Consider the following 18,249-nt stretch of genomic DNA (forward strand, 5'->3'; position numbering starts at 1 on the left):
CACAGCGCGGTGGACGCCGTGTGCTGCTGCCCCCGTCCGGCGCGCGGGCTGGCTGTCGGTCACCGGGCGCTGTAGACCGCCTCCACCAGTGCCATCTTGCGTGGGTCGTCGGCGATGTTCGGGCCCATGCGGTTCATGACGTACCCCATGCTGATGCCCGCCTCGGGGTCGGCGAGGCCGCAGGAGCCGCCGAAGCCGTCGTGGCCGAAGGCCCGTGGGTTGGGGCCGTACGAGCCGCGCGGGCCACTGAGCCACAGGCCGAGCCCGATCTCCGTGTCGTGGCCGAAACCCGCGCCGAGCACCAGGTCCCGGCAGCTACCCTGCCCCTCGCGGGCTCGCTCGGCGGCCTGGGGGGAGAGGACGCGGTGCTCGCCGGAGCGGCCGTGGCGGGCGAAGATCTCGTACAGGGCGGCCACCGCGCGGGCCGTGCCGTGGCCGTTGGCCGCGGGGATCTCGGCGGCCCGCCACTCGGGTGTGTTGGCCTGGGCCGCTCCCGGGCCAGGATTGAGCAGGGCCGCGAGGGCGACGGGCTCCAGCGCGGCGAACAGCGCCGCCTGCTCGCTGGTGGGCTCGGCCCGGGGGTGCACGAGCTCGGCGGCCCGCCCGGCTTCCTTCTCAGGCAGCCCTATCGTGAAGTCGATGCCGAGCGGCCCGGTGACCTCCCGGTGCAGGAACTCGCCCGGGAGCAGGCCCGTAACGCGCCGGACGACCTCACCGACCAGGAAGCCGTACGTGATCGCGTGATAGCCGGACCGTGTGCCCGGCTCCCACCAGGGCTCGGTGGCCGCCAGCCGCGCACAGGTCAGCTCCCAGTCGTACAACTCGGCGAAGGTGTGCGGCTCGCGCAGCCCGGCCAGCCCCGCGCGGTGCGACAGGAGATGGCGTACGGGAATGGCTTCCTTGCCGGCGGCTGCGAACTCGGGCCAGTACGAGGCGACCGGCGCGTCGAGGTCGAGCAGCCCGCGGTCGGCCAGCAGGTGGGCGCACAGCGCCGTCGGCCCCTTGGTCGTCGACCACACATTGACCAGCGTGTCCCGCTCCCACGGCCGGCTGCGCGCGGCGTCCGCCCAGCCGCCCCAGAGGTCCACCACGGTCTCCCCGCCGACCAGCACGGTCACGGCCGCGCCCAGTTCCCCGCGCTCCCGGAAGTTCTCCTCGAACGTGGTGCGCACGGCGGCGAACCGGTCGTCGCAGTGGCCGTGGATCTGCGGCACGGGCCGGGACGCGGATTCGGACATGGGCTGGCTCATCGGGCCCTCCAGGCGGCAGTCGGGTAACCAGGAACGTACCGACTGGTCGGACTGGTGGGAAGGCGGCGCGCATGGCCAACCGGGCTGTCCGTGCCGGTCTCCCGGCACGGACAGCCCCGCCGCGGCGTATCAGATGTTGACGCCGAAGTCCGTCGCGATGCCGCGCAGGCCCGAGGCGTACCCCTGGCCGACAGCACGGAACTTCCACTCCGCGCCGTTGCGGTAGAGCTCGCCGAACACCATGGCGGTCTCGGTCGAGGCGTCCTCGGAGAGGTCGTACCGCGCGAGCTCCTTGTTGTCCGCCTGGTTGATGACCCGGATGAAGGCGTTGCGCACCTGGCCGAAGCTCTGGCCGCGGCTCTCGCCCTCGTGGATCGACACCGGGAAGACGACCTTGTCGACCTCGGGCGGAACCGTCGAGAGGCCCACCTTGATCTGCTCGTCGTCGCCCTCGCCCTCACCGGTGAGGTTGTCACCGGTGTGCTCCACCGAGCCGTCGGGGCTCTTGAGGTTGTTGAAGAAGACGAAGTGCTGGTCCGACACGACCTTGTTGTTGGCATCGACCAGCAGGGCGCTGGCATCGAGGTCGAAGTCGGTACCGGTCGTGCTGCGTACGTCCCAGCCCAGGCCCACCGTGACAGCGGTCAGGCCGGGGGCCTCCTTGGAGAGCGAGACGTTGCCGCCCTTGGAGAGACTGACACCCATGAAGATCCCTGCTCAATCCGGCGCGGGCCGCGCCCTTTGACGATCTCTTTGCCCAATCCGCCAACGCTTGTGCGGCCCGCTCAGTTCCCGTCAGTTCCCCTCAGTCCTCCGAATGGCCGCGCAATGGCCGCGCAACTGGGGTCAGCCAACCGGAATGACGAGCTCCGGGCGGTCCCACATCACCGCGGGCGGACTGGCGGGCTCGGTTCCCGTCCGCTCGCCGCCCACGCTCAGGTAGAAGCCCTCCGAGGGCGGGTGCGAGACCACGCGCACGCCGGTGATCCCCGCCTCCCGCGCCTGGCCGAGCATGTGCGCGACGAGCAGGCGGCCGATGCCGAGGCCCTGGGCGGAGTCGGCGACGAACATCAGGTCCAGCTCGGGCGGGTCGAGCACGAGGGAGTAGAACCCGAGCACCCGGTCGTCCTCGGGGGCGACGGCCACGAAGACCCGGTGCGTCTCGATGTAGTCGGGCCCGACCCGGTAGCCCGCGACCATCGGGGCGTACGGGCCCTCGTACGCGCGCGAGGTCCGCACGAGCCGGGTGAGCCGCTTCGCGTCCCGCGCGGTCGCCCGCCGGACGCTTGTAATGCGTGAAGCCATAAGGAGAGTATTACTCACCCCTCGCCTCCAAGGCGACAGCCGCCCGGCCCCTGAACCCCGCTGTTCATTTCACGGATCCGGCGGCCAGCCCTCCCTGTCACCGGCCCGACCGTCGCCGCCGCCATGCTCCTTTCGCGATCGGCACCGAACCGGACGGAGAACGGCACCCCATGCGCCCCATAACCACCGCCACCGCCACCGCCCCCACCTCCACCCCCACTAGTTCGTACGTCACCTCCATCGCGGATTCCGAGGAGCAGATCCGGGCAGCGCAGCGGCTGCGGTACCGGGTCTTCGGCGAGGAGATGGGCGCGACCCTCGACTCGCCCCTGCGCGGACACGACATCGACGCGTACGACGAATTCGTAGACCACCTGATCGTCACCGACAGCACGACCGGCGAGGTGGTCGGCACCTACCGGCTGCTGCCCCCGGGACGGACCGAACGCTCCTACTCCGACAGCGAATTCGATCTGCGGGCACTCGACGGCCTGCGCCCGGCCATGATCGAGGCCGGCCGTTCCTGCGTACACCCGGACCACCGCTCGGGCGCGGTGATCAACCTGATGTGGTCCGCGCTCGCCCGCTACGTCCTGCTCTCCGGCCACCGCTACCTGGCCGGCTGTGCCTCCGTACCCCTGTCGGACGGGGGCAGGGCCGCCGCCGGCGCCTGGCTGCTCGGCACGGCGAAGCACTCGGCGCCGCCCGAGCTGCGGGTGCACCCCCGCCGGCCGTGGATGCCCGCCGGGCTGACGGCGGAGCAGCCCAGTTACGCCGATCTGCCGCCGCTGCTGCGGGGCTACTTCAGGCTCGGAGCGTGGATGTGCGGGGCGCCCACCCACGACCCCGAGTTCGACGTCGCCGACTTCTTCGTCCTGCTGGACATGGACCGGCTCGGGGACCGCTACCGCCGCTACTTCCTGGGCGAGGGCGGAGGCGAATCCCGGTGAACCCGGTGAACCCGGTGAGCGTGAGCCAGGTGGGCCCGGCGAACGCCTGGGCCGTGGACGCGGGGTGCGCTCCGGACTGCGCCGCCGATGCGGCCCCGCGCGTGCCGATGGCGGAAGCGGTACGCCGCTGCGCCGCCCTCGCGTGCGCGCTTGCCCGTGGCGTGTCCAGGGGCGACCGGCTCGCCGAACCCGAGGCGCTGCGCGGTCAGGCCAGGAGCATCCTCGGGGCCCTCGGCATACGGCTGGTGGCCGGCCCCGAACCGCTCACCGTGCCCGGCGGAAGGGGAGGACCCGGCACCCTGATCGTGGCCAACCACATCTCCTGGCTCGACGTCGTCGCCGTACTCGCCGTGGAGCCCGTGACCCTCCTTGCCAAGCGGGAGATCGGCCAGTGGCCGGTCGTCGGCACCCTCGCGCGGCGGGTCGGCACCCGATTCATCGACCGCGAGGAGCTGCGCGAACTTCCCCGTGCCGTGGCCGACTTGGCGTCGGTGCTGAGATCCGGGCGGTCCGTACTGGTCTTCCCCCAGGCCACCACCTGGTGCTCCGCGCCGGGCGGCAGGTTCCGGCGGGCGACCTTCCAGGCGGCGCTCGACGCGGGCGCGCCCGTCCGGCCGGTGACGATCTCGTACGAGCAGTCGGGCGCCCCCAGCACAGTGGCCGCGTTCCTCGGCGACGAGGACTTCGTGACCTCGCTGCGCCGGGTGGCGGGCGCGTCGGTCCTGACCGTACGCGTCACCGCGCACGCACCGCTGCCCCTCACCGACCGGCGGTCGATGGCGGCCGAAGCGCTGGCCGCCGTCGGCGGTGCGCAACCCGAGCCGGGTTCGGCTGCCCTACGTCCCTTGTTGCCCTACGACGCCGCGAGCTGAGCGGCGAGGCCGTCGAGGATGAGGCGCAGGCCCAGTTCGAAGCCGCGGTCGTCGAGGGAGGCGAGGCCCCCGGGGCGGGCGTCCGACGACTCCAGGGAGTCGGCCAGGGCGGGGTAGTCGGGGCGGTAGCCCGACGGGGTGCGGGTGAATCCGGCGGCGAAGGTTTCGAGGGCGGAGCCGAGGACGAGGTAGTCGAAGGCGGCGGCGGTCTCGGCAGCCCGGTCCGGGGTGCAGCCCGCGCGGATGAGGGTGGCCAGCAGGGCGTCGTAACCCCGCAGGGCCTTGTCGGCCTCGACCCGGCGGCGGGCCACCAGGGCGATCACGTTCGGGTAGCGCAGGTACACCCGGCGGTACCCGCGGGCGTACTCGGCGAGGCCGTCGCGCCACTGCGGGTCCTGGAGCGGGCGGAGATCGATCTCCTCGTTGATGAGTTCCGAGGCCGCGTCCAGCAGGTCGTCCTTGGAGGCGACGTGGTGGTACAGCGAGGCCCCGCGGACCCCGAGACGCTCGGCGAGCGACCGCATTTTGAGGGCCTGAGGGCCTTCCTCTTCGATCAGTTCCAGCGCGGCGCGCGCGATCATCGCGCGGCTCAGCAGCGGCTGACTCGGTCGGGCCATGGTCGCGGCTCCCCCTCTTTCGCCGGTCAGGTTACTCGGCGGCAGGGGCTTCACAAGCGGCCGGGGGCGCGTTACGGTCCCCGCAGCCCGTAAACCTAACAAGGTTAGATTTAGGTCGGCAGTGCGATGCCGGCCGACCGCTTCCCTCGCCACCCTCAGCCCTCCGAGGTGCACCGTGCCAGAACCCCAAGCCATCCAAGCCACCCAAGCCGTCCACGACACAGACGCCGCCCGCCTCGGCGACCTGGGATATAAGCAGGAGCTGCGACGCAGCCTCGGCATCCTGGGGAACATCTCCATGGGCTTCGCCGTGGTCTCGCCGGTGGTCGCGCTGTACGCGGTGGCCATGGTCGGCACGATGATCGCCGGGCCCGCCTGGGTATGGGCGCTGCCGGTCGTCCTGCTCGGCCAGTGCCTGGTCGTCAACGTCTACTCCGAACTGGCGTCCCAGTGGCCGCTGACCGGCGGCCCGTACCAATGGGGGCGACGCCTTCTCGGTCCGACCTTCGGGTGGATGAGCGGCTGGGTGTGGCAGTTCGCGGTGATGTTCGGCAACACCACGGTGGCCTACCTGGCCGCGCCCTGGGTCTTCGCCCTCGTCGGCGTCACGCCCACGCCGGGGACGATGGTCGCGGTGGCCGCCGGCATCCTCCTCGGCTGCATGCTGGTCAACGCGTTCGGCATCAGGATCCTCAGCTGGTTCGTTTCGCTCGGCATCGCCGCCGAGGCGGTGGCGTCGGTACTGGTCGGCTTCGCCCTGCTGCTGTTCTTCCGTGAGCACGGTTTCGCGATGTTCACCGAGACGCTGGGGGCCGAGCAGCTGTCCGGCGGCTCCACCGCGATGGCGTTCCTCGCCGTCCTCGCCGTCGCCGGCTGGGGCTTCATCGGCTTCGACGCCTGCGTCTCGACGGCCGAGGAGACCAAGGACGCCGGCCGCCAGGTGCCGCGCGCCATGTGGTGGGCGCTGCTCAGCGTCGGCGTCGTCGTGATCCTCAACGCCATGGCGGTCGCCCTGGCCCATCCCGACCCGGCGGCCGTGGTGGCGGGGGAGGACCTGGACCCCGTAACGACCGCCGTGATCTGGTCGTTCGGCTCCTGGTCCGACAAGCCGTTCGTGCTCGTCGTACTGATCGGGTTCCTCGCCTGCGCCATGGCGTCCCAGGGCGGAGCCGCCCGCGGCGTGTACTCGCTGGCGCGCGACGGCGTCTTCCCCCTCTCCCGGTACGTACGGAAGGTCAACCGGCGGCAGGCGCCGATCGGCGGGCTGATCGCCTCCACCGCGGTCAGCTGCTCAGGCCTGTTGCTCGGTCTGAACGCCACCGCGATCGGCAGCCTGATCGCCTTCGGTACGGCGGCCACCTTCCTGCCGTTCTTCCTGGTCTCGCTGGCCGCGCTCGTCGCCCGCCTGCGCGGCACCTGGGTGCCCTCCGGTCACATACGCCAGGGACGCAAGGGCACGTTCCTCAACGTGCTGGCGGTGCTGTGGACGGCCTTCGAGGTCGCGAACGTCTGCTGGCCCCGCGCCGTCCTCGCCCCGCCCGGCGCCCCCTGGTACCAGGTCTGGGCCGGACTGCTGGGCACCGGCGTCGTGATCACCGCCGGTCTCCTCTACCTGCTCGCCAAGCGCCCGCAGGACAAGCTCCGCGCCGCCGAACGGACCTCGGCGGATGTGAGCGCGGAGCAGCCGGCCGAGCTCGCGGCCGAACCTTCCTGATCTCGCTCAAGCCAACAAGGAGTCGCCGCCCCGGCGCGCACGCCGGCCTTCGGCGGCGGGATCCACTGCGTAACCCTGCACGTTCCCCACGCGTAGAGCCTGCCGCCCCTGGGGCTTAACTCACGTATGTAGGCTGCCGGTTGACCTTGAACCGAGCGTGACTCCAAGAGGGGGAGCCGTGGCCGAACAGCCCCGCGACAGGATCAACACCGCGCAGCCTCATACGGCACGGATCTGGAACTACTGGCTGGGCGGCAAGGACAACTACCCGGTCGATCAGGAGGCCGGTGACCAGATCCGCAAACTGCACCCGGGCATCGGCGACTACGCCCAGGCGGACCGGCTGTTCCTCGGTCGGGCGGTGCGGCATCTGGTCGCCGACTGCGGGATCCGGCAGTTCCTCGACATCGGCACCGGTCTGCCGACGGCCGACAACACCCACGAGGTGGCCCAGCGGCTGGCACCGGAATCCCGCGTCGTCTACGTCGACAACGACCCGCTGGTGCTCGTCCACGCGCGTGCCCTGCTCACCAGTACACCCGAGGGGAGGACCGACTACCTCGACGAGGACCTGCGCAACGTCGACCGGATCCTGGAACACGCGGCGAAGACGCTGGATCTCAGTCAGCCGGTCGCGCTCGTGCTGCTCGGCGTGGTCATCTTCCTGGAGGACGACGCTCAGGCGTACGGCATCGTCGGCCGCCTGATGGACGCGCTGCCGTCCGGTAGCCACCTGGTCCTCTCGCACACCATCACGGATCCGGCGATGCCCGATGTGGACGCGGCAGTGGCGTTCTGGAACGAGCACGGCACCCCGAAGCTCACCCAGCGCACTCCTGACCAGGTCACCCGATTCTTCGACGGCCTGGAGCTCCTGGACCCCGGTGTGGTGTCGTGCAGCCGCTGGCGTCCTGAGGCGGATGCCAACGGCGTACCGGCCGAGGTGGCCATGTTCAGCGGCGTCGCCCGCAAGCCCTGAGCAGCAGGGCACGGCTCGGCCCTGACCAGCGCTGAAAGACACCAAGGCGCTGGTCAGAGCCTACCCGGATGCTCAGCACTCGATGATGTTCACCGCGAGGCCGCCGCGCGCGGTCTCCTTGTACTTGACCGACATGTCCGCGCCGGTCTCCTTCATGGTCTTGATGACCTTGTCCAGGGAGACCTTGTGGCTGCCGTCGCCGCGCATCGCCATCTTCGCCGCCGTGACGGCCTTGACCGCCGCCATGCCGTTGCGCTCGATGCACGGGATCTGGACGAGGCCGCCGACCGGGTCACAGGTCAGACCCAGGTTGTGCTCCATGCCGATCTCGGCCGCGTTCTCGACCTGCTCGGGGGTGCCGCCGAGGACCTCGGCCAGCGCGCCGGCCGCCATCGAGCAGGCGGAGCCGACCTCGCCCTGGCAGCCGACCTCGGCGCCGGAGATCGAGGCGTTCTCCTTGAAGAGCATGCCGATCGCGCCCGCCGAGAGCAGGAAGCGGACCACGCCCTCCTCGTCCGCGCCCGGCACGAAGTTCATGTAGTAGTGCAGGACCGCCGGGATGATGCCGGCGGCGCCGTTCGTCGGGGCCGTGACGACGCGGCCGCCCGCGGCGTTCTCCTCGTTGACCGCCATCGCGTACAGCGTGATCCACTCCATCGCGAGGGCCAGCGGGTCGCCCTCGGAGCGCAGCTTGCGCGCGGTGTTCGCGGCGCGGCGGCGCACCTTCAGGCCACCGGGCAGGATGCCCTCCTGCGCCATGCCGCGCGCGACGCAGTCCTGCATGGCGCGCCAGATCTCCAGCAGCCCCTCGCGGATCTCGGGCTCCGTCCGCCAGGCCTTCTCGTTCTCCAGCATCAGGGCGGAGATCGACAGACCGGTGTCCTTCGCCAGGCGCAGCAGCTCGTCGCCGGTGCGGAAGGGGTACTTCAGCACGGTGTCGTCGAGCTTGATCCGGTCCTCGCCGACCGCGTCCTCGTCCACGACGAAGCCGCCGCCCACCGAGTAGTACGTCTTCTCCAGCAGCGGCGCGCCCTCGGCGTCGTACGCCCACAGCGTCATGCCGTTGGCGTGGTACGGCAGGGCCTTGCGGCGGTGCAGGATCAGGTCCTCGTCGAAGTCGAAGCCGATCTCGTGCACGCCCAGGAGGCTGATGCGCTTGTCCGCCTTGATCCGCTCGACCTGCTCGTCGGCGGTCTCGACGTCGACCGTGCGCGGGGAGTTCCCCTCCAGGCCGAGCAGCACGGCCTTCGGGGTGCCGTGGCCGTGGCCGGTCGCGCCGAGCGAGCCGAACAGCTCGGCGCGTATCGAGGCGGTGTGGGCCATCAGGCCGTCGTTCTTGAGGCGGCCCGCGAACAGGCGGGCGGCGCGCATCGGGCCGACCGTGTGGGAGCTGGAGGGGCCGATGCCGATCGAGAACAGGTCGAAGACCGAGATGGCCACGGGGTAACTCCTAAGTGGTGGGGAAGACGCCGTTGTCTGCCGGGGTGGTGCAGATGATCAAGGCGGGGTGACACGGTGCGGGGCACCGCACTCACTGTTCAGTGTGCGCGGTGCCCCGATATTCAGTCTGTGTCGTACGTAACTACTTCAGACCAGGGTAAAGCGGGTGCTTGCCGGCCAGGGCCGTGACGCGGGCGGCCAGGGCGTCGGCGTCGTACGACGGCTTCAGCGCCTCGGCGATGATGTCCGCGACCTCGGCGAAGTCCTCGGTCTGGAAACCGCGGGTGGCCAGGGCCGGCGTACCGATCCGCAGACCCGAGGTGACCATCGGGGGCCGGGGGTCGTTCGGGATGGCGTTGCGGTTGACCGTGATGCCGAGCCCGTGGAGACGGTCCTCGGCCTGCTGGCCGTCGAGCTCGGAGTTCCGCAGGTCGACGAGGACCAGGTGGACGTCCGTGCCGCCGGTGAGGACGGACACGCCGTGCTCGGTGACGTCGGCCTGCACCAGGCGCTCGGCCAGGATGCGGGCGCCGTCCAGGGTGCGCTGCTGGCGCTCCTTGAACTCCTCGGAGGCTGCCACCTTGAAGGAGACGGCCTTCGCGGCGATGACGTGCTCCAGCGGCCCGCCCTGCTGACCGGGGAAGACCGCGGAGTTGATCTTCTTGGCGAGCTCCTGAGTCGACAGGATCACTCCGCCGCGCGGGCCGCCGAGGGTCTTGTGCGTGGTCGTGGTGACGACGTGGGCGTGCGGCACCGGGTTGGGGTGCAGGCCCGCGGCGACCAGACCGGCGAAGTGCGCCATGTCGACCATGAGGTACGCGCCGACCTCGTCCGCGATGCGGCGGAAGGCGGCGAAGTCCAGCTGACGCGGGTACGCGGACCAGCCGGCCACGATCAGCTTCGGCTTGGACTCCTTGGCGAGGCGCTCGACCTCGGCCATGTCGACCTCGCCGGTGGCGTCGTCCACGTGGTACGCGACCACGTTGTAGAGCTTGCCGGAGAAGTTGATCTTCATGCCGTGGGTCAGGTGACCGCCGTGGGCCAGGTTCAGACCCATGATCGTGTCGCCGGGCTTCAGCAGCGCGAACATCGCGGCCGCGTTGGCCTGGGCGCCCGAGTGCGGCTGTACGTTCGCGTGCTCGGCGCCGAAGAGCGCCTTGATGCGGTCGATCGCGATCTGCTCGACCACGTCGACGTGCTCACAGCCGCCGTAGTAGCGGCGGCCCGGGTAGCCCTCGGCGTACTTGTTGGTGAGTACGGAGCCCTGGGCCTCCATGACGGCGACCGGAGCGAAGTTCTCCGAGGCGATCATTTCGAGGGTGGACTGCTGGCGGAGCAGCTCGGCGTCGACGGCGGCGGCGACGTCCGGGTCGAGCTCGTGCAGGGGAGTGTTGAGAAGCGTCATCACGGTCCCGTTCGAGGGTTTCAGTTGCCGGAGGAGAGGGCGTCGTACTCGGCGGCGGAGAGCAGGTCGGGCTGCTCCTCGGAGACACGCACCTTGAAGAGCCAGCCGCCCTCGAACGGGGCGGAGTTCACCAGCGACGGGTCGTCCACGACGTCCTGGTTGGACTCGACGACCTCACCGGTCACGGGGGAGTACAGGTCGCTGACCGACTTGGTGGACTCCAGTTCGCCGCAGGTCTCGCCCGCGGTCACCGTGTCGCCGACGGCGGGGAGGTCGGCGTAGACGACGTCACCGAGCGCGTTGGCCGCGAACTCCGTGATGCCGACCGTCGCGACGCCGTCCTCGGCGGTCGACAGCCACTCGTGCTCCTTGCTGTAACGCAGCTGCTGGGGGTTGCTCATGAGCTGAATTCTCCTGTACGCGGGGGAGTGCTGGTGAACGGGGAGGTTGTGCGGGGGGTCACTTCTGGCGCTTGTAGAACGGCAGCGCGACGACCTCGTACGGCTCATGCGTACCGCGAATGTCGACGCCGACACCGGAGGTGCCGGGTGCCGCGTGCGCGGCGTCGACGTACGCCATGGCGATCGGCTTGCCCAGCGTCGGGGACGGGGCGCCGGAGGTGACCTCGCCGATGACCTTGCCGTCGGCGACTACGGGGAAACCGGCGCGCGGGACACGGCGGCCCTCGGCGATCAGGCCGACCAGCTTGCGCGGCGGGGCGGTCTCGGCGCGCTCGGCGGCGGCTTCGAGGGCGGCGCGGCCGACGAAGTCGCCCTCCTTCTCGAACTTCACGACCCGGTCGAGGCCCGCGTCGAAGGGGGTGAGCCCGGTGGTCAGCTCGTGCCCGTACAGCGGCATGCCGGCTTCCAGGCGCAGGGTGTCGCGGCAGGAGAGGCCGGCGGGGACGAGGCCGACGTCCTTGCCCGCTTCCGTGAGCGCCTGCCACAGCTTCTCGGCGTCGGCGGGGGCGACGAACAGCTCGAAGCCGTCCTCGCCGGTGTAGCCGGTCCGGGCGATGAGCGCCGGGACGCCGGCGACGGTGCCGGGAAGACCGGCGTAGTACTTCAGCCCATCGAGGTCGGCGTCGGTGACGGACTTCAGGATGCCGGGGGACTCGGGGCCCTGGACGGCGATCAGGGCGTACGCGTCACGGTCGTCCCGTACGACGGCGTCGAAGGCGGCGGCGCGCTCGGTGATGGCGTCGAGGACGATCTGGGCGTTGCCCGCGTTGGCGACGACCATGTATACGGTCTCGCCGAGGCGGTAGACGATCAGGTCGTCGACGATCCCGCCGTCTTCCTGGCAGATCATCGTGTAGCGGGCGCGGCCGAGGCCGATCGTGCCGATGTTGCCGACGAGGGCGTAATTGAGGGCGTCCACGGCCTGGGGACCGGTGACGGTGATCTCGCCCATGTGGGAGAGGTCGAAGAGACCGGCGCGGGTGCGAACGGCGTTGTGCTCGTCGCGCTCGCTGGCGTACCGCAGCGGCATGTCCCAGCCCGCGAAGTCGGTCATGGTGGCGCCCAGCGAACGATGCAGCGCGTCGAGGGCGGTGTGACGGGGGACATTGCTCATGTGCGGGGCTCCCAGGGCATGACAGGCGAGGACAATCCTCCCCATCTGTCATCGGAACCTGAGAGGTTCACCGAGAGAGTGGCGGTTGGCTGTCTCGGCTTGCACCTTGGGTGGAGCCGCGACGAAGCGGCCCGCTTTTCAGATCTGCCTCGCCCGCGCGGTACGGGGCCTGAGAGATTCAAGGGAGGAACTTGCTCCTTCGGCGTCCTGGGCACACAGTGCTTCGGACTCTCCCGCGCGGATTCAAGCGGCCGGTATGCAGTTGGCGGGCACATCATTGCACGGAAATGGACTTGTGGCGCATTGCCTTTTCTTTACACTTCTTGGGCAAGGGTGGGGGGAAGGGTGGGGGACACCCGACAGGGGGAAGACGATGACGTTGCAGCAGTCCGGTGCGTACGCGACGACGGCCGCGGTGTCCGCACAGCACGGCGTGCAGGCGCGGGAGGCCGCGCGGCGGCCCGTGCCCACGGTGCGTGATCTGCGCGAGCGCGCGGGGCGCAGTCCGCGGGCGCTCGCGTTCGGGGCCGGCGACACAGTGGTCGTCTCCGGCCTGCCCGGCAGCGGCAAGAGCACCCTTATCCGGCGGACGGCCACGGCGGGGGCGACGCACCGCATCGACTCGCAGGACGTGCGGGAGCGCTGGGAGGCGCGGATGCCGCGTCAGCTTCCGTACGCGCTGTACCGGCCGCTGGTGCGGGCGGCGCACTATGCCGGCTTGCGGCGCGCCCTGCGCTCGGGCGGGAGCGTCGTGGTCCACGACTGCGGCACACAGGCCTGGGTGCGGCGCTGGCTTGCGCGCGATGCCCGGCGCCGGGGAGTCGCGCTGCATCTGGTGCTGCTGGACGTTACGGCGGATGTCGCGCGGGCCGGCCAGGAGGAGCGCGGCCGCGGTGTCTCGGGGTACGCGTTCGCCCGGCACCGGCGGGCGGTAGGGCGGCTCGTGCGGGATGCGGAGGCGGGGCGGTTGCCGGTGGGGTGTGCGTCGGCGGTGCTGCTGGACCGGGATGCGGCGGGGGCGCTGGCTGTGATCGACTTCCCCGGGCCGGCGGCCCCACCATCCAGCCCCTCCGGCGTTTGAGGAGCGGGCTCCGGGGCGGAGCCCCTGTTCGGGGAACAGCCCCGTAGGGCGTCCCCGCGCGCCGCGTTAAAGTCGTCCCGTGGACTACCCCGACTTCCCCGTACCCGCCCACCCGCACGGCGGCAACGGCTGGCCCGGCAACGAGCTCGAAGAGGTGCTCGGTGCCTCGCTCGGCAACCCCGCGGCGGGCGGCCGCATCGTCGAGGTGCTCGGCCGCAGTCAGGTGTGGGTGCCGCTGCCGGCCGGCGGCGGGCCCGAGGCGCCGAACCTCGATCTGCCCACCGTGGACATCCACGGCGAGGCGTACGTCCCCGTGTACAGCTCCGAGGAGCAGCTGCGCCAGTGCGCCGGCCCGCACATGTCCTTCGCCGTGGCGCCCGCCCGCGAGTTCGCCCGCGGCCTGCCGCCGCAGCTCGGCATCGCGGTGAACCCGGACGGAGCGGTCGGTGTGCCGCTGCCGCCGCCCGCCGTCGCCGAGCTCTGCCGGGCCGGGCGTACGCCGCTGGACGGGCCGGCCAGTGGTGGCAGGGTGCGGCTCTTCGAGCCGGACTGGCAGGAGGAGCCGGTTGATTTCCTCTCCGCCGCCGCCGGGGAATTCCAGGAGAGCGGCGTCGTGCTGACCGCCCGTCGGGCGCTCGCGAGCATCGAGGGCGAGTCCCCGACGCTGTTCGTCGGCGTACAGCTGTCCTCCTGGGAGGGCGCGGACCGCAATGCCCCGATGGACGCCCTCGGCCGGGCGCTCGGCCGCGTCCAGGTGCCCTGGCAGGTCAACCTGGTGTTGCTGGACGTGGCGGCCCAGGACCCCGTCGCCGGCTGGATGCTGGAGAGGGTGCGGCCCTTCTACACACGCGCCTGACTCGTGCTCTGTGTCAGTGCTGCCGCTTAAGCTGAAGCAAACACGTGAAGCAACACGGTGGATCGAAGAGGGGCGGGACCAGGGTGAGCGCGTCAGGCACTGCGGCGGCCGGGCAGGTCGAGCACTTGCTGCGCCAGGTGACGCCCGGGCGGTACGACGCGTACGAGGCGCTGCTGCGTGCCATCGCCGACCCGGCCGACGGCAAGGTCTGGATGCTGCTCTGGCACGGCCAGGCGGGGTCCCCCGACGCCCAGTACGGGAACATGGAGATCGACGGCCTCGGTTACGCCCCGTGCGTCACCTCCGCCCAGGAGCTCGCCGCCAGCGGCTGGAGCCGGGCGTACGAAGTGGTCACCGGGCGGGACCTGGCACGCGCGCTCTTTCCCGACCGCTGGGGTATCTGGCTGAATCCGCACGCCCCGGGCGGCGGCGTCGGCATCCCCTGGCTCGATCTGCGGCGTATCGCGACCGGGCTCGACCGGATGCCCGCCGGGCCGCTGCGGCTGTCCGAACCCGCCATCGAGATCCCCCAGTTCTACGCACTGCTCACGCAGAACGCCCACCGTACGCCCGCCGTCCGCGCCCTGCGCCGTGCCTGGGTGCAGCCGGCGCTCGGGGCGCCGTATCTGGCCATCGGACTCGATCTCTACGACACGAGTCAGCAGTCCGTCGACGCGGTGCGCGCGATGATGCAGCAGTCGATCGGTGTGGTCCCCGAGGGCCTGCCCGTGTCCACCGTCGCGATGTCCGACGAGTACGACCCGGTCTCCATGTGGCTGCGCGCCAACGCCCGCCCGTTCTACGACCGCGACGCGCATGCGGCACCCGCCGCACCCTCCTCCGCCGCCCAGGGCGGCTACGGCTACCCGGCGCCGCGCGCCTACTGAGGCGCCCCCTCGACGGGCATCGATAGCCCAATTCTGCGGGCTATAACGCCCGTTGGGCGGCATGTCCGTTCTGATGCAATAGGCAGCTTCTGATCCGCTGAGCCGATCACGGCGTCCGGATAACGGAAGACCACAGGCCACATCACGGTTACGCATCCATTGCCCGCCAGGGCTGGCGGGTGATCGCGCGCTCATTGAAGACTCCCGCAACAAGGAACGTCGGTCCTGTGTACGACCCGCTTTCCCCGTAAGCAACTGCGTTTGTCCTAGCACCTTCTGCACCTTCTGCAGCTTCTGCAGCTTTCTGCACCACTTGCACCTGCGATGCGATTAAGCCGCTACAGCGGCAGGCGCGGGCCGACCACCCGTCGGCCGAGCCGAGAGGGGTCCCCACCACGATGACGGCACCACTGCACGACACGAGCGCGGCAGAGACCGCGGCCGTTGACGTCGCGGCCGATGTTCCGGCGAAAGCCATCGAAGGCCGCTCGCCCTGGAAGATCGCATGGGTGCGTCTGAAGCGCGACAAGGTGGCGCTGGCCGGCGGCGTCGTCGTGTTGTTCCTGATCCTGGTCGCGGTGTTCGCGCCCTTGATCGTCAGCGCGCTCGGTCATCCACCGAACGACTTCCACGAGGACAAGATCGACCCGCTGTTCGGTACACCGATCGGCAGCTGGGGCGGCATGAGCTCCGACTTCCTGCTGGGAGTCGAACCGGTCAACGGCCGTGACGTGTTCAGCCGCCTCGTGTACGGCGCCCGGATCTCGCTGCTGGTCGCCTTCCTCGCGGCCGTCTTCGCCGTCGTGCTCGGCACGGTCTTCGGGATCATCGCCGGTTACTTCGGCGGCTGGGTCGACGCGGCGATCAGCCGGGTGATGGACGTACTGCTGGCCTTCCCGCAGCTCCTGTTCATCATCGCACTGGTCTCGGTACTGCCCAACTCCCTCTGGGGATTCAGCGGTTCCGGCGTGCGCATCGGCGCGCTGATCGTCGTCATCGGCTTCTTCGGATGGCCGTACGTGGGCCGGATCGTCCGCGGCCAGACGCTCTCCCTCAGGGAGCGCGAGTACGTCGAGGCGGCACGCAGCCTCGGCGCGGGCCGCGCGTACATCCTCTTCAAGGAGCTGCTGCCCAACCTGGTGGCGCCGATCACCGTCTACACGACGCTGATGATCCCGACCAACGTCCTCAGCGAGGCCGCGCTCAGCTTCCTGGGCGCCGGAGTCAAGCCGCCCACCGCCTCCTGGGGGCAGATGCTCTCCAAGGCCAAGGAGTACTACGAGGCGGACCCGATGTTCATGATCGCGCCCGGCGTGGCCATCTTCATCACCGTCCTGGCCTTCAACCTCTTCGGCGACGGCGTGCGTGACGCGCTGGACCCGAAGGGCTCCCGCTGACCGTACGTCCCGTACCACCCACAAGTTCCCACGCGCCGCCCCTGCCGATGTGTCAGGAGGCCACCCAAACCGTCGGTCCTGCCAAGGACCGTCACTCTCACGGAGGTTGCGAGATCGTGACAACCAACAGTTCTTCCAGGCGACGGCTCGCCGCAAGCGCGGCGCTCGTTGTCGCCGCGCTCGTCGGAACCGCGGCCTGCGGTGGCGGAGGCAAGGACGACGGAGCCGACGGCAAGGGCAAGGCCCCTGGCTTCAACGCCGCCGTCGGCAAGATCGCGAACCCTTCGGACAAGAAGGGCGGCACGATCAAGTTCATCGGTACGCAGGACTCCGACTCGTGGGACCCGCAGCGCGGTTACTACGGCTTCATGTGGGACTTCGCCCGCTACTACACGCGCCAGCTGATCACCTTCAAACCGGTCCCGGGCACCGAGTCCACCGAGCTCGTCGCGGACATGGCGACCGACACGGGTCAGGTCTCCGCGGACAAGAAGACGTACACCTTCAAGCTGAAGGAAGGCGTCAACTGGGAGGACGGCAAGCCCGTCACCTCCAAGGACATCAAGTACGGCATCGAGCGCATCTGGGCGCAGGACAAGATCTCCGGCGGCCCGATCTACCTGCAGCAGGTCCTGGACCCGAAGAAGGAGTACCAGGGCCCGTACAAGGACAAGTCGGCCGACAAGCTGGGCCTGAAGGCCATCGAGACGCCGGACGACAAGACCATCGTCTTCAAGCTGCCGAAGCCCAACGGTGACTTCCTCCAGATGCTGGCCATGCCGGCGGCCACGCCGGTCCGCCAGGACAAGGACACGGTGGAGAAGTACGGCCTGAAGCCCTTCTCCAACGGCCCGTACAAGATCGACTCCTACACCCCCAACAAGGGCATGGAGCTGAGCCGCAACCCCAACTGGAAGAAGGAGACCGACACCGTCCGCAAGGCGCTGCCGGACAAGGTCTCGCTCAAGCTCATCACCAACGCCGACGACATGGACAACCGCCTCATCGAGGGCGACTACGACGTCGACATCAACGCCACCGGCATCAGCCCGGCCGGCCGCACCAAGGCGCTGCGCGACCACAAGGCCAACGTCGACAACCCGCAGACCGGCTTCATCCGGTACGCGGTGTTCCCGCAGACGGTCAAGCCGATGGACAACATCCACTGCCGCAAGGCGGTCATCTACGGCGCCGACCACAAGTCGCTGCAGACCGCGCGCGGCGGCCCGATGGCGGGTGGCGACATCGCCACCAACATGCTGCCGCCGAGCATCAAGGGCTCGGACGCGAAGTACGACCCGTACAACGTCCTGAAGGACACCACGGGCAACGTCGCGAAGGCCAAGGAAGAGCTCAAGGCCTGCGGCAAGCCGAACGGCTTCGAGACCACCATCGCGGTCCGCAACAACAAGCCGCAGGAGATCGCCACCGCCGAGTCGATGCAGGCGTCGCTGGAGAAGATCGGCATCAAGGTGCAGATCGACCAGTACGACGGTGCGCAGACCTCGGGCATCATCGGCGCCCCCAAGAACGTCGACAAGAAGAACTACGGCATCATCATCATGGGCTGGGGTGCCGACTTCCCGACCGGTCAGGGCTTCTCGCAGCCGCTGGTCGACAGCCGCTTCATCCTCGACAGCGGCAACAACAACTTCTCGATGCTGAAGGACAAGTCGATCGACGGCCTGTTCGACAAGGCGATGCTTGAGACGGACCCCGACAAGGCCGCCGAGTACTACAAGCAGATCAACGAGAAGGTCTCCGAGCGCGCGGTCTACCTGCCCTTCACCTTCGAGAAGAACGTGATCTGGCGCAGCTCGCGGCTGACCAACGTCTACACGGCCGACTCCTACAACGGCCGCTACGACTACGCCTCCCTCGGCGTCAAGTGACCGTCCGTTCGCTCCGCCGGCACACCCGC

17 protein-coding genes and 1 riboswitch are annotated in these 18,249 nt (G+C 70.0%); of the genes, 9 read left to right on the forward strand and 8 right to left on the reverse strand.

All coding sequences use genetic code 11. The features are described from left to right. Positions 1–59: 59 nt before the first annotated feature. From J7E89_RS18425 to J7E89_RS18435, 3 genes are all read right to left on the reverse strand, one after another. Entirely contained in the window at positions 60–1,238 is a 1,179-nt protein-coding gene (locus J7E89_RS18425; RefSeq protein WP_214974815.1) for a serine hydrolase domain-containing protein, read from the reverse strand. Between the two features lie 141 nt (positions 1,239–1,379). After that, positions 1,380–1,955 (reverse strand): TerD family protein, encoded by a 576-nt coding sequence (locus tag J7E89_RS18430; RefSeq protein WP_214974817.1) that lies wholly within the window; start codon positions 1,953–1,955, stop codon positions 1,380–1,382. A gap of 141 nt (positions 1,956–2,096) precedes the next feature. After that, positions 2,097–2,555: a GNAT family N-acetyltransferase gene (locus J7E89_RS18435; protein ID WP_214974818.1), complete on the reverse strand. Its 459-nt coding sequence runs from the start codon at positions 2,553–2,555 to the stop codon at positions 2,097–2,099. 170 nt (positions 2,556–2,725) lie between these two features. Here J7E89_RS18435 and J7E89_RS18440 point away from each other — a divergent pair, with 170 nt between their 5' ends. After that, the gene (locus tag J7E89_RS18440; protein ID WP_214974819.1) at positions 2,726–3,505 is read left to right on the forward strand and encodes a GNAT family N-acetyltransferase; all 780 of its coding nucleotides are present in this window, start codon (positions 2,726–2,728) and stop codon (positions 3,503–3,505) included. Then, on the forward strand, positions 3,502–4,377 hold the full coding sequence (locus J7E89_RS18445; protein WP_308315518.1) for a lysophospholipid acyltransferase family protein: 876 nt from the start codon (positions 3,502–3,504) through the stop codon (positions 4,375–4,377). Before J7E89_RS18440 ends, J7E89_RS18445 begins: the two co-directional genes overlap by 4 nt. Here J7E89_RS18445 and J7E89_RS18450 read toward each other — a convergent pair. Then, positions 4,359–4,994, reverse strand: coding sequence for a TetR/AcrR family transcriptional regulator (locus J7E89_RS18450; protein ID WP_214974820.1), 636 nt, complete (start codon positions 4,992–4,994; stop codon positions 4,359–4,361). The genes J7E89_RS18445 and J7E89_RS18450 overlap by 19 nt on opposite strands. Positions 4,995–5,169: 175 nt before the next feature. Here J7E89_RS18450 and J7E89_RS18455 point away from each other — a divergent pair, with 175 nt between their 5' ends. Continuing rightward, the gene (locus J7E89_RS18455; RefSeq protein ID WP_214974821.1) at positions 5,170–6,708 is read left to right on the forward strand and encodes an APC family permease; all 1,539 of its coding nucleotides are present in this window, start codon (positions 5,170–5,172) and stop codon (positions 6,706–6,708) included. Positions 6,709–6,886: 178 nt separating this feature from the next. After that, positions 6,887–7,687: an SAM-dependent methyltransferase gene (locus J7E89_RS18460; protein WP_308315519.1), complete on the forward strand. Its 801-nt coding sequence runs from the start codon at positions 6,887–6,889 to the stop codon at positions 7,685–7,687. A gap of 72 nt (positions 7,688–7,759) precedes the next feature. Here J7E89_RS18460 and J7E89_RS18465 read toward each other — a convergent pair whose 3' ends face one another. The 4 genes from J7E89_RS18465 to gcvT all read right to left on the reverse strand — a co-directional run bounded on the left by J7E89_RS18465 (position 7,760) and on the right by gcvT (position 12,107). Next, positions 7,760–9,127, reverse strand: coding sequence for an L-serine ammonia-lyase (locus tag J7E89_RS18465; RefSeq protein WP_214974824.1), 1,368 nt, complete (start codon positions 9,125–9,127; stop codon positions 7,760–7,762). 142 nt (positions 9,128–9,269) lie between these two features. Continuing rightward, positions 9,270–10,532: a serine hydroxymethyltransferase gene (glyA, locus tag J7E89_RS18470; protein ID WP_214974826.1), complete on the reverse strand. Its 1,263-nt coding sequence runs from the start codon at positions 10,530–10,532 to the stop codon at positions 9,270–9,272. 20 nt (positions 10,533–10,552) lie between these two features. Continuing rightward, positions 10,553–10,933: a glycine cleavage system protein GcvH gene (gcvH, locus tag J7E89_RS18475; protein ID WP_214974828.1), complete on the reverse strand. Its 381-nt coding sequence runs from the start codon at positions 10,931–10,933 to the stop codon at positions 10,553–10,555. A 58-nt stretch (positions 10,934–10,991) separates the two neighbouring features. Continuing rightward, positions 10,992–12,107, reverse strand: coding sequence for a glycine cleavage system aminomethyltransferase GcvT (gene gcvT / locus J7E89_RS18480; protein ID WP_214974830.1), 1,116 nt, complete (start codon positions 12,105–12,107; stop codon positions 10,992–10,994). Between the two features lie 148 nt (positions 12,108–12,255). Further along, positions 12,256–12,353, reverse strand: a riboswitch (glycine riboswitch). A gap of 127 nt (positions 12,354–12,480) precedes the next feature. On the opposite strand from gcvT, the gene J7E89_RS18485 reads away from it, so the two are divergent. The 5 genes from J7E89_RS18485 (at position 12,481) to J7E89_RS18505 (ending at position 18,220) form a co-directional block, all read left to right on the forward strand. After that, a complete protein-coding gene (locus J7E89_RS18485; RefSeq protein WP_214974832.1) occupies positions 12,481–13,188 on the forward strand; it encodes an AAA family ATPase in 708 nt (235 codons plus the stop codon). 79 nt (positions 13,189–13,267) lie between these two features. Then, the gene (locus J7E89_RS18490) at positions 13,268–14,044 is read left to right on the forward strand and encodes an enhanced serine sensitivity protein SseB (RefSeq protein ID WP_214974834.1); all 777 of its coding nucleotides are present in this window, start codon (positions 13,268–13,270) and stop codon (positions 14,042–14,044) included. Positions 14,045–14,127: 83 nt separating this feature from the next. Next, the gene (locus J7E89_RS18495; RefSeq protein ID WP_214974836.1) at positions 14,128–14,931 is read left to right on the forward strand and encodes an enhanced serine sensitivity protein SseB C-terminal domain-containing protein; all 804 of its coding nucleotides are present in this window, start codon (positions 14,128–14,130) and stop codon (positions 14,929–14,931) included. A gap of 398 nt (positions 14,932–15,329) precedes the next feature. Then, on the forward strand, positions 15,330–16,328 hold the full coding sequence (locus J7E89_RS18500) for an ABC transporter permease (RefSeq protein ID WP_214974838.1): 999 nt from the start codon (positions 15,330–15,332) through the stop codon (positions 16,326–16,328). Positions 16,329–16,444: 116 nt separating this feature from the next. After that, a complete protein-coding gene (locus J7E89_RS18505) occupies positions 16,445–18,220 on the forward strand; it encodes an ABC transporter substrate-binding protein (protein WP_308315520.1) in 1,776 nt (591 codons plus the stop codon). The last annotated feature ends 29 nt before the right edge of the window (positions 18,221–18,249 follow it).

The sequence above is a fragment of the Streptomyces sp. ISL-100 genome (assembly GCF_018614615.1).
In the GTDB taxonomy this organism is placed as follows: domain Bacteria; phylum Actinomycetota; class Actinomycetes; order Streptomycetales; family Streptomycetaceae; genus Streptomyces.

Excerpts from the sequence above, each read along its gene's own strand:
- J7E89_RS18425 (WP_214974815.1), bottom strand. The coding sequence starts at position 1,238 with ATGTCCGAATCCGCGTCCCGGCCCGTGCCGCAGATCCACGGCCACTGC.
- J7E89_RS18430 (WP_214974817.1), bottom strand. The coding sequence starts at position 1,955 with ATGGGTGTCAGTCTCTCCAAGGGCGGCAACGTCTCGCTCTCCAAGGAG.
- J7E89_RS18435 (WP_214974818.1), bottom strand. The coding sequence starts at position 2,555 with ATGGCTTCACGCATTACAAGCGTCCGGCGGGCGACCGCGCGGGACGCG.
- J7E89_RS18440 (WP_214974819.1), top strand. The coding sequence starts at position 2,726 with ATGCGCCCCATAACCACCGCCACCGCCACCGCCCCCACCTCCACCCCC.
- J7E89_RS18450 (WP_214974820.1), bottom strand. The coding sequence starts at position 4,994 with ATGGCCCGACCGAGTCAGCCGCTGCTGAGCCGCGCGATGATCGCGCGC.
- glyA (WP_214974826.1), bottom strand. The coding sequence starts at position 10,532 with ATGACGCTTCTCAACACTCCCCTGCACGAGCTCGACCCGGACGTCGCC.
- gcvH (WP_214974828.1), bottom strand. The coding sequence starts at position 10,933 with ATGAGCAACCCCCAGCAGCTGCGTTACAGCAAGGAGCACGAGTGGCTG.
- gcvT (WP_214974830.1), bottom strand. The coding sequence starts at position 12,107 with ATGAGCAATGTCCCCCGTCACACCGCCCTCGACGCGCTGCATCGTTCG.
- J7E89_RS18485 (WP_214974832.1), top strand. The coding sequence starts at position 12,481 with ATGACGTTGCAGCAGTCCGGTGCGTACGCGACGACGGCCGCGGTGTCC.
- J7E89_RS18500 (WP_214974838.1), top strand. The coding sequence starts at position 15,330 with ATGACGGCACCACTGCACGACACGAGCGCGGCAGAGACCGCGGCCGTT.